The following is a 13,210-nucleotide window of genomic DNA, read 5'->3' on the forward strand; positions in this document are numbered from 1 at the left end:
GACCATGCGAAGCATGGTGGAGAGGGAGGCGTGGTGTCGACGGCCAAGCACGGTCAATCCGGATGTCCCTGCCGCCAGCGGCGCGTCCCTCACCACCACCCTGCGGGTGGTCCCCCTCTCCCAAGTGGGAGAGGTCAGTCCTAGTACGCGCAGTCTTCAAAAATGCGGCTGATGTCGCCGTTCCAGTCGCCGTGGAACTTCTCAAGCAGGCGCTCGGCCGGGGTCAGGCCGCTGTCGGCGATGGCTTCGAGTTCGCCGAGGTAGGTCGTCTCGTCGATGAAGCCGCCGTCCAGCCGGGCGCGGCGCTTGAGGCCTTCGCGGCTGATGGCGATCATGTCCTTCGCCACGTCCTGCACGGTGCGGCCGGCGACGACGGCCTTCAGGCCCAGCCGGTTCACGTCGCGCCGGACGGTTTCCCGGTCTTCCGGCGTCCAGTGCTTGCAGAGGTCCCAGGCCGCCGCGAGGGCCGCGCTGTCATAGAAGATGCCGGTCCAGAGCGCGGGCAGGGCGCACAGCCGGCTCCACGGGCCGCCGTCGGCGCCGCGCATTTCCAGGTACGTCTTCAGTCGCACTTCCGGGAAGATGGTGCTGGTGTGGTCGACCCAGTCCTTCATCGTCGCGCGGTCGCCGGGCAACTCGTCCAGCTTGCCGTCGATGAAGTCGCGGAACGACTTGCCGGCCACGTCGACGTAGAGACCCTTCCGCTTGGCGAAATACATCGGCACGTCCAGCGCGTAGCGGGCGTAGCGTTCAAAACCGAAGCCGTCCTCGAAGACGAAGTTCAGCATCCCCGTGCGGTCGGCGTCGGTATCGGTCCAGACGTTGGCGCGGGCCGACAGGAAGCCGTTCGGCTTGCCTTCGGTGAACGGCGAATTGGCGAACAGGGCGGTGGCGATCGGCTGGAGCGCCAGGCTGGTGCGGAACTTGGCGACCATGTCGGCTTCGGAGCTGAAGTCGAGGTTCGCCTGCACCGTGCAGGTGCGGAACATCATGTCCAGGCCCATCGACCCGACCAGCGGCATGTAGCGCCGCATGATCACATAGCGGCCCTTGGGCATGATCGCGGCGTCTTCGCGCTTCAGCGTCGGGTGGAAGCCCAGGCCGAGGAAACCGAGCCCCAGTTCGTCGGCGACCTGCTTCACTTCCTGCAGATGGCTGCCGGTCTCCTCGCAGATCTCGTGCATCGAGTTCAGCGGCGCCCCGGAGAGCTCGAACTGGCCGCCGGGCTCCAGGCTGACGCTGGCGCCGTTGCGTTCCAGCGCGATCAGCGTCCTGCCGCCGTCGGCGCGGTCCTCGTAGACGCCTTCCCAGCCGAACCGCATCAGGCCCTTGAGCATCGCCTCGATGCCGTCGGGGCCGCCGTACTGGACGGGGCTGTGGTCCTTCAGGTGAAAGCCGAACTTCTCGTGTTCGGCGCCGACGCGCCATTCGCTCGCCGGCTTGCTGCCGGAGGCGAACCAGCCGGTCAGGTCATCGAGTGTCAGGGGCCTGTCGTCACGGACGGTCGTGGCCATAGTAAATGCCTCCCCAGGCGTCATCTTGAGTGGCTAGGGAGGCCCTTCCCCGACCGGGCGCGATCAATACGCCCATCTCGAGGTGGGAGACAATCACACTCGATGCAAGGGTTCGTGACGAGCGCGAGTGTGACAGCTGACACGCGCCACCATCTCCCACCCGTTCGCCGTCATGGCCCGGCCTGTCCGGGCCACCCAGGCGCACCGGCGAAGTCAGGGGAAACAACCGAAGGAGGACATGCGATGACGACTGTGTTCTTGGGTGGCCCGGACAAGCCGGGCCATCACGGACGATGAGAGGGCTAAACCCGCCAGTCCCCCAGCGCCGCCTGCCAGAGGGTCAGGGCGCTGATCGCCGCGGTGTCGGCGCGCAGGATTCTCGGGCCCAGGGAGACGGCGGTGACGAACGGCAGTGCGCGCAGGCGCTCGCCTTCTTCCGGCGCGAACCCGCCCTCGGGGCCAATCAGGATCGCGCCCGGGCCGTCCGGCGCCAAGCGCAGCGCATCCAGCATCGGCGGCACGCCGCCGCCTTCATCGCAGAACACCAGCCGGCGGGCCGGGTCCCAGGCGTCGAGCATCCGGTCCAGCTTCTCCGGGGCGACGATCTCGGGAACGTCCAGGCGCCCGGTCTGTTCGGCGGCCTCGACGGCGATCGCCTGCAGACGCGCGACGTTGGTATGGTCGGCATTGGTCCGGCGGGTTTTGGCCAGCCGCACGCGCCGGGCGCCCAGTTCGGCGGCCTTCTCGATAATCGTCTCGAGCCGGGCGCGCTTCACCAGCGCGATGACAAGGTCGAGGTCCGGCCCCTCCGTCTGGGTCCGCATCCGCGCCCCGACCGCCAGCCGGCAGACCCGCTTGCCCGCCTCGACCAGCGTCGCGCGCCATTCGCCGTCGCGGCCGTTGAACAGCAGCACCTCCCCGCCGATGGCCAGCCGCATGACGGTCACCAGATAGCGACCCTGCTCAGGCGAGGGGGCGATATCGGCGCCGGCGGCGAGGTCGTCAGGAACATGAAGGCGGATCATCGGACTCTTCTAGCGGTCATGCGGCATAGGGCGGTAGGGTCTCTGCATGGACAACGACGCCTACGACGCCGAGCTTCGCGAACTCCAGATCGCGATGATCCGCACCCAGCAGCTCGCGATCAAGGAGGGCTGGAAGGTCCTCATCATCTTCGAGGGGCGTGACGCGGCCGGCAAGGACGGCGCGATCGAGCGCGTCACCACGCCGCTGGCGCGCCGCGAGACCCGCGTCGTCGCCCTGCCCAAACCCTCCGACCGCGAGCGGACGCAGTGGTACTTCCAGCGCTATGTCGCCCACCTGCCGGCGGGCGGGGAGTACGTGCTGTTCAACCGCTCCTGGTACAACCGGGCCGGGGTCGAGCCGGTGATGGGCTTCTGCACGCCGGAGCAGCACGAGGAGTTCCTGCGTGTCGTCACCCATTTCGAGACGATGCTGGTGGCCAGCGGCGTGAAGCTGGTGAAGTTCTGGCTCGACATCTCGGCCGAGGAGCAGGCCAAACGCCTCAAGGCCCGCCGCACCGATCCGCTCAAGGTGTTCAAGACCAGCCCGCTGGACGATGTCGCCGAGGCCAAGTGGGACGACTACACCGCCGCGCGCGACGAGATGCTCCGCCGCACCGACTGCGACGAGGCGCCGTGGATCTGCGTGCGGGCCGATCACAAGAAGCCGGCCCGGCTCAACATCCTGCGCTGGTGGCTGCACACGACCGCCCCGGACAAGGTGCGCAAGGGCGTGGCCAAGCCTGATCCGGAGGTGATCTTCCGGTTTGACCCGGCCGCGCTGACCGACGGCCGGCTGCACCGCTAGGTCAGGCGGCCATCAGCGTCCTGAAGGCGCCCCGCGGCAGGGTGGCGGCCTTTGACGGGTGGATGAAGAAGTAGTCCTTCCACGGCAGATCCGGAACGGCGGTCGTCCGCTCTTCCAGGGAGTCCTCATTGAGCGCGAACATGCGGTAGCCGCGCGACAGGAACAGGTCGATCACCGCCTCGGCCGAGCCGCCGAACTGCGCCTTCAGCATCACTGGATGGATCTCCAGCAGGACGTGCGGGCTGTCGCGGTCAAGGATCGTCGTCGCGCCGGTCAGGGCCAGCTGCTCGGCGCCCTCGATGTCCATGCGGATGAAGTCGACATGGTCGACCCCGTTGGCGGCGCACCAGCCGTCCAGGGTGACGACAGGCGTCGGTTGCGTGGCCACGCCGATGTCTTCCAGATCCGGCCGGACCTGACCCTCGGGCGCGCGCTCGGCGATGAAGGCATAGGCCCGACCCATCCGGCCGGAGCCCTTCTTCGGCGTCACCAGCAGCATCTCGCCCGGCGCATCCGACACCGCCGCATGCACCTTCGTCACCTGGCTGGCGATGCCGTGCCAGGCGAGGCAGTGACCCAGCACCTCGAAGCTGAACGCTGACGGCTCGAACGCGACGATGCGGGCGTCGGGCGCGACCTGCGTCATCACATAGGTGTGCCGGCCATCGCTGGCGCCGACGTGCAGGCAGACGGGCGCGCCGGACAGAAGGTCCGCGAGATAGGGGGTTTCCGGCTCATGCTTGGCCGAGCGGAGGTTTCGACGCCACGCGCGGAAAGCGTGGCTGAGGACGCGGATGCTGCTCATGGGACCCTGTTACTTCGCGCTCAGATCTGAAAGCCGCGCGGCTTGTCGAAATAGCCATAGCCGAAATCGTGGCGCAGGTGTCGGTCGAGGATGGCCAGCATCAGCGCCCGGTCCTCTTCGGAGAACGCCGCCCGGCCGGCGCCGTCCGCGCGGACGGGGAAATCCTGGATATCCGGGTCCTGGGCCCTGGCCATGGCCTCCTTGGTCCCGCCCGCCACGCCTGCGTCGAGCGCCGCGGGGCTCAGGTCCAGCCGCAGTTGCCGGGCGATCCGCTCCAGCGCCGTCCGCGGATCGTCGCGGAACGACTCATAGGTCATGACCATGGTGTCCTGCGGATAGCGCGACGCGACCTCGCCCCACTGGTTGAGGTAGCGGATGTACCACCACACATCGCAGATATAGACCTTCTGCCACGGGTCGCCGGCGACGTAGCGCGAGAAGGACACGCCGTAGCGTTCGCGCCATTTCTCGTAGTTCGAGATCAGCACGTCGGGGATGTCGCGCACGACCACGGCGTAGGGCGGCAGGGGCGCCAGCGCGCGCAGCCAGCCCCAATGCGCGGCATTGGGCGGGATCGAATGGGTGCTCGCCACGCGCGGCAGATCGGGATGTTTCCGCTTGTGTTTCGGATGCCCGATGAAGTCGTTCGACGACGGATTGTTCATGTAGCGCGGCGGCTCGAGCCCGTACTGGTGGGCGAGCGCCAGGCTGAGCATCCACTTGATCCAGTGGGTGCCGGAATGCTGGCCGGTGACCATGAATCCCTGCCAGTCGCGATGCTTGAACAGGTTCAGGTTGGTGTTGTCGCGGTCCAGGCAGTGCAGGCGGAACGCCCGGTCGGCCGCGGCGCCGCCCCGCTGGGTTTCAGGCACGTCGCTGCTTGTCAAAGCCGTCAAGGTCGTCACTCTCCCCCTCGTCCGGCCGGGCCGGTCCGGACCCTATATGCGACAGGTTGCGGCGGCGTGTCACGACAGCCGCGGGAGAGACGTCATGGAATACGTTCGTCTGGGCCAGACCGGCCTGAAGGTCTCGCGCCTCTGCCTCGGCTGCATGACCTACGGCAGCAAGACCTGGCGGCCATGGATTCTCGAGGAGGAGGAGAGTCGGCCGTTCTTCCGGGCGGCCATCGAGGGCGGGATCAATTTCTTCGACACGGCCAACGTCTATTCGATCGGCCAGAGCGAGGTGGTCACCGGCAAGCTGCTGAAGGAGTTCGCCAGCCGGGACGAGGTGGTCATCGCCACCAAGGTGCACCTGCCGATGAGCGCGGCGCCGAACGACAGGGGCCTGTCGCGCAAGCACATCATGAGTTCGATCGACGCCAGCCTGAAGCGGCTCGGGGTGGATTACGTCGACCTCTTCCAGATCCATCGCTTCGACTACGACACGCCGATCGAGGAGACGCTCGAGGCGCTGCATGACGTCGTGAAGGCGGGCAAGGCCCGCTACATCGGCGCCTCGTCGATGTACGCGTGGCAGTTCGCCAGGATGCTGGCCGTCAGCGAGCAGAACGGCTGGACGAAGTTCGTCTCGATGCAGCCGCAGTACAATCTCGTCTACCGCGAGGAGGAGCGGGAGATGCTGCCCCTCTGCAAGGACCAGGGCATCGGAGTGATCCCCTGGTCGCCGCTCGCGCGCGGCTTCCTGGCTGGCGGCCGGGCCAAGGTCGGCGAGGGCAATACCGAACGGGCCCGCACCGACGAGTTCGCGCCGCGCCTCTACTACCGCGACGCCGATTTCGCCGTGGTCGATGCGGTTGAAGCCATCGCCGGCGCGCGCGGCCTGTCGAACATGCAGGTCGCCCTGGCCTGGGTGCTGCGCAATCCGGGGATCACCGCGCCGATCATCGGCGCCAGCAAGCTGCACCACCTGACCGACGCCCTGTCGGCGCTGGATGTCGCCCTCGGCGACGACGAGGTCGCGGCGCTGGAGACGCCCTACCGGCCCAAGCCCGTGCTGGATCACGCGTGAAGCCCTACGACCTCTCTCTCAAACAGGCCCGCCGCATCGCCCTGACGGCGCAGGGGTTCGCCGAGTCGCGCCGCCACGTCGCGCCGGGGCGCAGTCACTTCGGCAAGGTCGCCGGGCGACTGGGCGTGATCCAGATCGACAGCGTCAACGTTCTGACCCGAACCCACTACCTGCCGGCCTTCTCGCGGCTGGGGGACTATCCGCAGGGCGTGCTGGAGGCCGAGGCCTGGGGCAGGAAGCGGACGCTGTTCGAGTACTGGGGCCACGAGGCCTCGCTGCTGCCGCTGGAGATGCAGCCGCTGTTCCGCTGGCGCATGGCGCGGGCGGAGGCCGGGGAGACCTGGGGCGGGCTGGCGCGGTTCGGTCGCGAGCGCCGCGACTACATCGACAACATCCTCGCCGAGATCGAGCAGCGGGGACCGGTGACCGGCGGCGACTTCGCCACCGGCCCGCGCGGCCAGCCGGGCTGGTGGTCCTGGTCAGAGGGCAAGCGGGCGCTCGAATGGCTGTTCTGGACCGGCTACCTGACCACCGCCACGCGGCGAGGCTTCGAGCGGGTCTACGACATCACCGAGCGCGCCTTGCCGGCGACCGTCATCGGACTGCCGACGCCGTCTGAAGAGGACGCGATCCGCGAACTCGTGCGGCGCTCGGCCAAGGCCATGGGCGTCGCGACCGAGGCGGACCTGCGGGATTACTACCGCCTGCCGCTCGATGGCGCGCGGCGGGCGGTGCGCGAACTGGTCGAGGCCGGCGAGCTGACGCCGGTGACCGTGCAGGGCTGGAGCAAACCCGCCTATCTCCACGCCGATGCAAAGCCGAAGCGGATCAGCGCCCACGCCCTGCTTTCGCCGTTCGACAACCTGATCTGGTTCCGCGACCGGGCCGAGCGCCTGTTCGGCATCCAGATCCGGCTGGAGATCTACACCCCGGCCGAGAAGCGCCTGCACGGCTACTATGTGCTGCCGTTCCTGGAGGGCGAGGCGATCACCGCCCGGGTCGACCTGAAAGCCGACCGGCAGGCGAAGGTGCTGCGGGTCCAGGCCGCCCACGCCGAGCCCGAAGCCGGCGCGGAAACCCCTGCGGCCCTCGCCGCCGAGCTGAACCGGATGGCCGGCTGGCTGGGTCTCGAGCGCGTCGAGGTCGCCGGAAAGGGCGATCTGGCGGTGCGTTTGCAGTCGGCGTTGCAGGCGCCCGCGAACTGACCACTATCGGGAAAGTGAGCGGGTGCGACATCAAACCGGGTTCAAGCGCCGGGAGAGGTGGGCTATCGAGCCCCCTCAGACCGCGCGGGGGCGCCTAGCGGAGTATCCGATCTTGCGTAACGTGGAAGAGCGCCTGTCGCGGCGCGGACTTATCGTTGGCCTGGCGGCGTTGACGGCCTCGTGCGCCGCCTCGACCCCGAAGCCCTCGCTGGTCGCTTCGACCCTGACCGTCCCGCCCGCGCCCCTTCCGCCGCCGCCCGTGCTGGCCGCCGCCCCGATCCAGGTGCTGGGTCCCGAACTCGATCCGCAGGGGCTGATCCGCCGGCCGCTGATGCACGCGGCGCTCGACGCCCTTAAGCGCCATCGCGACCGGGTGGACCACGAAGACCGCATCTACATCGTCGATTTCCAGGTCCACTCGGGCAAGCCGCGCCTGTTCCGGCTGGATCTTGAGAGCGGCCAGGTGAAGGCGTTCCACACCGCCCACGGCAGGGGCTCCGACCCGGCCCACACCGGCTTCGCCCAGCGGTTCTCGAACACGCCCAGCTCCTATGCCTCGTCGGTCGGCGCCTATCGGACGGCGGGTCCCGGCATGGGCGCCAAGCACGGCCCCAACGTCCTGCTGGACGGGCTGGAGCCGAGCAATTCCGAGGCGCGCGACCGGGCGATCATCGTCCATGCCGCTGACTACTGCGAGCCCGGCTACCTCGCCGCCAACGGCAAGCTCGGCAGGTCCTACGGCTGCTTCAGCCTGAGCCGCGCGGACCTCGGCCAGCTCCGCCCCGACATGGACGGCGGCCGCCTGCTGTTCGCCGGGGTCTAGCGACTGTCAGGGACATGCACTTGAGTGCATGTCCCCCTCTTTTCCCTCAGCCCGCCCCGTACAGCGCCATCACGTCGCGCCGCATGGTCGCGCCGCTGTCGGGGCGGCTGTAGAACATGTGCCCGCCCGGATAGACCTTCAGCTGCACCCGGCCCGGATTGCCCATCGGCGGAAGCTGGTCGATGACGATGCGCGAGGCGAAGTAGGGGCAGCTGAGGTCGTCGTAGCCGTGGACGATCAGCACCTTCATCTTCGGATCGTTGGCCAGTGACTTGCGGAAGGCCGACACCGCCTCGATCGTCGGCAGCTCGTCTTCCCAGGCGTTGTTCACCGCGTCGCTGAGCGCGTTGTAGCGGGCTTCGACCTTCCAGCCGACGATGCGGGTGACGAAGTCGACCATGGCGCTGGTCGTCGGCGCGATCAGGGCGTCGAGGATCGGGTCGCCGCTGCGCTGGCTGGGCGCGAAGGGGTAGGGGTCCCAGGCCGTGACGTTGGAGTCGTACCAGCTGCCGATCCGGCCCTCGCGGCGATAGAGCTCGCGCAGGTAGGCGCGGCTGTCGATCCGCCCGCCCATCTGGCGCACGACGGCCTCGTCCAGGCCGGTGTAGGCGGTGACCCGCTTGATGATCCGCTCCAGCGCCGCCTGGTTGGTCCGGCCGGCCATGAAGTCGGTCAGGAATTCGGTGCGGACATACTGCTCGACCTCGGCCATCTGCTCCGGCGACAGCGTCTTGCCCTGGCGCTCGTAGTTGGCCGCCGCCATCGAGGGCAGGGTGACCGCCCAGGGCATCGGCGAGAAATCGCCGCCCGACCAGCTGGTCCCGTCGAAGAACGGCGAGACCAGGATCACGCCGTTGATCCCGACGCCCAGCTCGGTCTGCAGGTAGTGGGTCAGGCGCGGCCCGCGGAAGCCGCCGTAGCTCTCGCCCGTGATGTACTTCGGCGAGGTCATCCGGCCGTTCTTCAGCAGCCAGTCGTAGACGATGCGCGACAGGTAGGCGATGTCCTGGTCGACGCCGAAGAAGGCCTTCTTGCTCTCCTCGAGCGAGACCCGCGAGCGGGAGAAGCCGGTGCCGACCGGGTCGATGAACACCAGGTCGGTGAAGTCCAGCCAGGTGAAGGGGTTGTCCTGCAGCACCGCAGAGTCCGAGGGCGCGTCGCCCTGGGCGCCGAACTGCACCCGCTTGGGCCCGATCGCGCCGAGGTTCAGATAGACGCTGGCCGCGCCCGGCCCGCCGTTGAAGGCGAAGGTCACCGGACGGTTCGGATTGCGCGGGCCGTCGAGCACATAGGCCGTGAACACCACCTCGGCGGTGATCTTGCCCTTGTCGTCGCGCACCGGCAGCGAGCCGACGGTGACGGTGTAGTTCAGCGTCTTGCCGGCGACGTGGGTCACCTGCTTGACCGTGGCGTCGGCAGGGAAGGGCGGCAGGTCGCTGTCAGCCGGCTTGGCCGCCGCGGCGTCGGCCGGCTTGTCAGCGGCGGAAGCGGCGGTGAGGCCCCCGAGCGCCATCGCGGCCGCAAGGCCAAGAACCGTCAGTATGCGCATGGTGACTCCCCCGACACTGTGATGCGGCGCGACCCTAGCTCCACAGCCCCATCAATCACAATCGCCGTCATGGCCCGACCTGTTCGGGCCACCCATGAACACCGTGCGGGACGGAGAGGTCCCGGATCGACAGTGTGAACTGTCGGAAGTCTGCGTGCCTGGGTGGCCCGGACAAGCCGGGCCATGACGGTCGTTTTTCGGCTAGGCCGTCCCCTCGGCCACGGCCGCCAGCCGTGCATAGGCGCCGCCCTTCGCCTTCAACTCGGCGTGGTCGCCTTCCTCGACGACGCGGCCCTTGTCGAACACCAGGATGCGGTCGGCGTGGCGGATCGTGGACAGGCGGTGGGCGATGACGATGGTCGTGCGACCGGCCATCAGCTCGTCCATCGCCGCCTGGACCGACAGCTCGGTCTCGACGTCGAGCGAGCTGGTCGCCTCGTCGAACACCAGGATCGGCGCGTCGGCGAGGAAGGCCCGGGCGATGGCCACGCGCTGGCGCTCGCCGCCCGACAGCTTGACCCCCCGCTCGCCGACCAGGGTGTCGTAGCCCTTGGGTAGCCTGTCGATGAACTCCTCGGCGCGGGCGCGGCGGGCGGCCAGGCGGATCTCGTCGAGGGTCGCGCCGGGGCGGGCGTAGCCAATGTTCTCGGCGATGGTCCGATGGAACAGGGCCGGGTCCTGCGGCACCACGGCGATGGCCCGGCGCAGTTCGCCCTGGGCCACGGCGGCGATGTTCTGGCCGTCGATGCGGATCGCGCCGGCGTTCAGGTCGTAGAGCCGCTGCACCAGCTTGACGAAGGTCGACTTGCCCGCGCCGGTCGCCCCGACCAGCGCCACCCGCTCGCCCGGCGCGATGCGCAGGGAGAAGCTGTCATACAGCGGCGTGTCGGCGCTCTTGTAGGCGAAAGTCACGGCGTCGAAGACGATCTCGCCCTCAACGGCGCGGAACGGCTGAGGCGTCGCCGGATCGGCGACCTGCGGCGCCATGCCGGCGAAGTTGGCCACGTCCTCGACGTCGTCGACGCCCTTCTGGAACATGCGGACGTTCTCGCCGATGTTCCGCAGATAGCCGTTCATCTGCATGAAGGTGGTGATGCCGAACGCGATGTCGCCGGGGCTCGCCCGGCCCTTCGTCCACAGCCAGACCAGCGTGCCGGTCATCACCGCCTGCAGCAGCATGGTCAGCAGGTTCTGCAGCAGCCAGATGTCCATGAACCGGCCCCAGGTGATCTGGACCGCGGTGCGCCAGTCGGCCGTCAGCCTGCCGAACCGGGCCTCTTCGCGCGCCTCGGCGCCGAAGCTCTTGACCGTCGGGTTGGCGCTCAGGGCGTCGGCCAGCGCGCCGCCGATCCGCGAGTCCAGCGCGTTCGAGCGCAGGTTGGCCGGCCGGACATAGACCTTCACCACCCAGAGGTTCACCCACAGAAAGGCGAACACCACGAACAGCGCCACGCCGCCGACCAGCGGCCACTGCAGGGCGATCAGGATCGACTGGCCGACCAGCAACAGCAGCGCCGGGCCGAGCCAGAGCACCACCGCGTCCGACACCGAGTCATAGCCCCACATGGCCCGCGACAGGCGTCGTACGGTCGCGCCGGCGAAGGTGTCCGCGTGCCAGTCGGCGGAGAACGACTGGACCCGGCGAAAGCCCTCGTTGGTCATCTCCTCCATGTTCCGCGCGGCCAGCGGGTTCCAGAACCGGAAGGCGATGTTGCGGGTGACCGTGAAGGCCAGATAGGCGCCGACGAACAGGCCCCAGGCGACCCACGCGCCGCTGGCGGCCTTGTCCGGTCCGGTCACTGAATCGACGAGGCCGCGCGCCGCCCAGGGCAGCGCGAGCTCGAACCCCATGGCCAGCAGCATCCCGCCCGCCGACCCGAGCAGCAGCCATCGCCGCCGCAGCCAGAAGCCGGCGATGAAGGCCATGACCTGGCCGTTGGAAAGCACCCGTCCCCGGGTGACCTCCTCGTCTTCGTATTGCTCGCTCATGGAAAGACCTGTTGCGGGGTGTGTAATCCCGAACGGTGTTCGGTGGGAGGGGCGTTCGCTGATTTGGCGCCGGAGAAGCGGGCGGGTCGCAGGGCTGTGTGGTTCGAGACGCTCGGCTGATGCCTCGCTCCTCACCATGACGAACACGATTGCAGCCCAACCCGCTGCGTCATCCTGAGGAGCGATCCCTCAGGATCGCGTCTCGAAGGACGCAGGGTCAGCGCCTGCGGGTCCCCCCGCCCCCGAACGGTCGCCACCTGAGGAACCCGATGATCGCCGGGCCGACGACCGGCGTCCTCAGGAGCGGCCGCACCGCGTGCGGCCGGGTCTTGAGGAAGCAGACCACGGCCCCGATCCAGAACACGGTCGTCGGCAGGCCGGGCGTCACGACGCCGACGGCGCCCACGGCCACGAGCGCCGCGCCCAGGCCGTCGAGCGCGGCGCGGGCGGCGGGCGACCGGCGGCGGTTCGGCGGCGGAGTCTCCATGGCGGGCACTATTGCGGGTTCGGCCGCTTTCCGCCACCAACAGCCCATGAGTTCGATCCTGCCCGACGCCGCGCCGACCAACTGGGTGGACCGGCATGCGCCCGTCGCCCTGCGGCCCTGGCTGAAGCTCGGCCGGTTCGACCGGCCGACCGGGATCTGGCTGCTGATGCTGCCCGGCTGGATGGGACTGGCCCTCGCCGCCGCCGTGGGCGGGCGGGCGCCCGACCCGGTCCTGATGCTGCTGTTCTTCGTCGGTGCGGCGCTGATGCGCGCGGCGGGCTGCGCCTACAACGACATCGTCGACCGCGACATCGACGCCAAGGTCGCCCGCACGGCGGGCCGGCCGATCCCGTCTGGCCAGATCAGCGTCAAACAGGCCTGGGCGTTCGTCATCGGCTGCTGCCTGGTCAGTCTGGTCATCCTGCTGTCGATGAACGGGTGGACGATCGGCCTGGGCGTCGCGTCGCTGGCGCTGGTGGCCGGCTACCCGTTCATGAAGCGGATCACCTGGTGGCCGCAGGCCTGGCTGGGCCTGACATTCAACTGGGGCGCCCTGATGGGGTTCGCGGCGGCGGCCGGCGCGCCGGGCTGGCCGGCGATCCTGCTCTACGCGGGGCTCGTGTTCTGGACCCTCGGCTACGACACCATCTACGCGGTGCAGGATCTTGAGGACGACGCCCTCGCCGGCGTGAAGTCGTCCGCCTTGCGACTGGGCGACCAGGCGCCGCGGGCGGTGCTGGCCTTCTACCTTGTCAGCTTCTGTCTGGTGCTGACGGGCGCCTGGATCGGCGGGCTGGGACCGCTGTTCCTGCCGCCGGCGGCGCTGTTCGCGCTGCACCTGTCGCGGCAGGCGGCGAAGCTCGACGTCGGCGACCCGGCCGGCGCCCTGGCGCTGTTCAAGTCAAACACCTGGGCGGGCGTGATCCTGGTGGTCGCGCTGGCCGTCGGCGTCTGGCAGCCGGGCGGGGCGTTCTGACGCCTGAAGCGGCGACCCGCCGCCCGCCTACCCATCCCGCCATGGAGATGAGATAATCCCC

General features: G+C 69.0%; 12 protein-coding genes. 5 read left to right on the forward strand and 7 right to left on the reverse strand.

Features of this window, described 5'->3' with window-relative positions; translation table 11 throughout:
• Positions 1-140: 140 nt before the first annotated feature.
• On the reverse strand, positions 141-1,514 hold the full coding sequence (locus AC3WJT_RS07360; RefSeq protein WP_492342455.1) for a glutamate--cysteine ligase: 1,374 nt from the start codon (positions 1,512-1,514) through the stop codon (positions 141-143).
• 302 nt (positions 1,515-1,816) lie between these two features.
• Positions 1,817-2,539, reverse strand: a complete 723-nt coding sequence (locus tag AC3WJT_RS07365) for a 16S rRNA (uracil(1498)-N(3))-methyltransferase (protein WP_492342456.1) — start codon at positions 2,537-2,539, stop codon at positions 1,817-1,819.
• A gap of 46 nt (positions 2,540-2,585) precedes the next feature.
• Here AC3WJT_RS07365 and ppk2 point away from each other — a divergent pair, with 46 nt between their 5' ends.
• Positions 2,586-3,344, forward strand: coding sequence for a polyphosphate kinase 2 (ppk2, locus tag AC3WJT_RS07370; protein WP_492342457.1), 759 nt, complete (start codon positions 2,586-2,588; stop codon positions 3,342-3,344).
• Position 3,345: 1 nt separating this feature from the next.
• Here ppk2 and AC3WJT_RS07375 read toward each other — a convergent pair whose 3' ends face one another.
• Both AC3WJT_RS07375 and AC3WJT_RS07380 read right to left on the reverse strand, forming a co-directional pair.
• Entirely contained in the window at positions 3,346-4,149 is an 804-nt protein-coding gene (locus tag AC3WJT_RS07375; RefSeq protein WP_492342458.1) for an FkbM family methyltransferase, read from the reverse strand.
• Positions 4,150-4,169: 20 nt separating this feature from the next.
• Positions 4,170-5,045: a sulfotransferase domain-containing protein gene (locus AC3WJT_RS07380; RefSeq protein ID WP_492342459.1), complete on the reverse strand. Its 876-nt coding sequence runs from the start codon at positions 5,043-5,045 to the stop codon at positions 4,170-4,172.
• A 94-nt stretch (positions 5,046-5,139) separates the two neighbouring features.
• Between AC3WJT_RS07380 and AC3WJT_RS07385 the strand changes: the two genes are divergently transcribed.
• From AC3WJT_RS07385 to AC3WJT_RS07395, 3 genes are all read left to right on the forward strand, one after another.
• The gene (locus AC3WJT_RS07385) at positions 5,140-6,120 is read left to right on the forward strand and encodes an aldo/keto reductase (protein WP_492342460.1); all 981 of its coding nucleotides are present in this window, start codon (positions 5,140-5,142) and stop codon (positions 6,118-6,120) included.
• Positions 6,117-7,325: a winged helix-turn-helix domain-containing protein gene (locus tag AC3WJT_RS07390; RefSeq protein WP_492342461.1), complete on the forward strand. Its 1,209-nt coding sequence runs from the start codon at positions 6,117-6,119 to the stop codon at positions 7,323-7,325. Before AC3WJT_RS07385 ends, AC3WJT_RS07390 begins: the two co-directional genes overlap by 4 nt.
• A 121-nt stretch (positions 7,326-7,446) precedes the next feature.
• The gene (locus AC3WJT_RS07395; RefSeq protein WP_492343333.1) at positions 7,447-8,148 is read left to right on the forward strand and encodes a murein L,D-transpeptidase catalytic domain-containing protein; all 702 of its coding nucleotides are present in this window, start codon (positions 7,447-7,449) and stop codon (positions 8,146-8,148) included.
• Between the two features lie 46 nt (positions 8,149-8,194).
• On the opposite strand, the gene AC3WJT_RS07400 is transcribed toward AC3WJT_RS07395, so the two are convergent.
• The 3 genes from AC3WJT_RS07400 to AC3WJT_RS07410 all read right to left on the reverse strand — a co-directional run bounded on the left by AC3WJT_RS07400 (position 8,195) and on the right by AC3WJT_RS07410 (position 12,173).
• Entirely contained in the window at positions 8,195-9,697 is a 1,503-nt protein-coding gene (locus AC3WJT_RS07400) for a S10 family peptidase (protein WP_492342462.1), read from the reverse strand.
• A gap of 201 nt (positions 9,698-9,898) precedes the next feature.
• On the reverse strand, positions 9,899-11,686 hold the full coding sequence (locus AC3WJT_RS07405) for an ABC transporter ATP-binding protein (RefSeq protein ID WP_492342463.1): 1,788 nt from the start codon (positions 11,684-11,686) through the stop codon (positions 9,899-9,901).
• A gap of 217 nt (positions 11,687-11,903) precedes the next feature.
• Positions 11,904-12,173, reverse strand: a complete 270-nt coding sequence (locus tag AC3WJT_RS07410) for a DUF454 family protein (RefSeq protein WP_492342464.1) — start codon at positions 12,171-12,173, stop codon at positions 11,904-11,906.
• Between the two features lie 46 nt (positions 12,174-12,219).
• On the opposite strand from AC3WJT_RS07410, the gene ubiA reads away from it, so the two are divergent.
• Positions 12,220-13,149, forward strand: coding sequence for a 4-hydroxybenzoate octaprenyltransferase (gene ubiA, locus AC3WJT_RS07415; protein ID WP_492342465.1), 930 nt, complete (start codon positions 12,220-12,222; stop codon positions 13,147-13,149).
• The last annotated feature ends 61 nt before the right edge of the window (positions 13,150-13,210 follow it).

This window comes from Caulobacter sp. FW305-C-30-S16, from assembly GCF_058783025.1.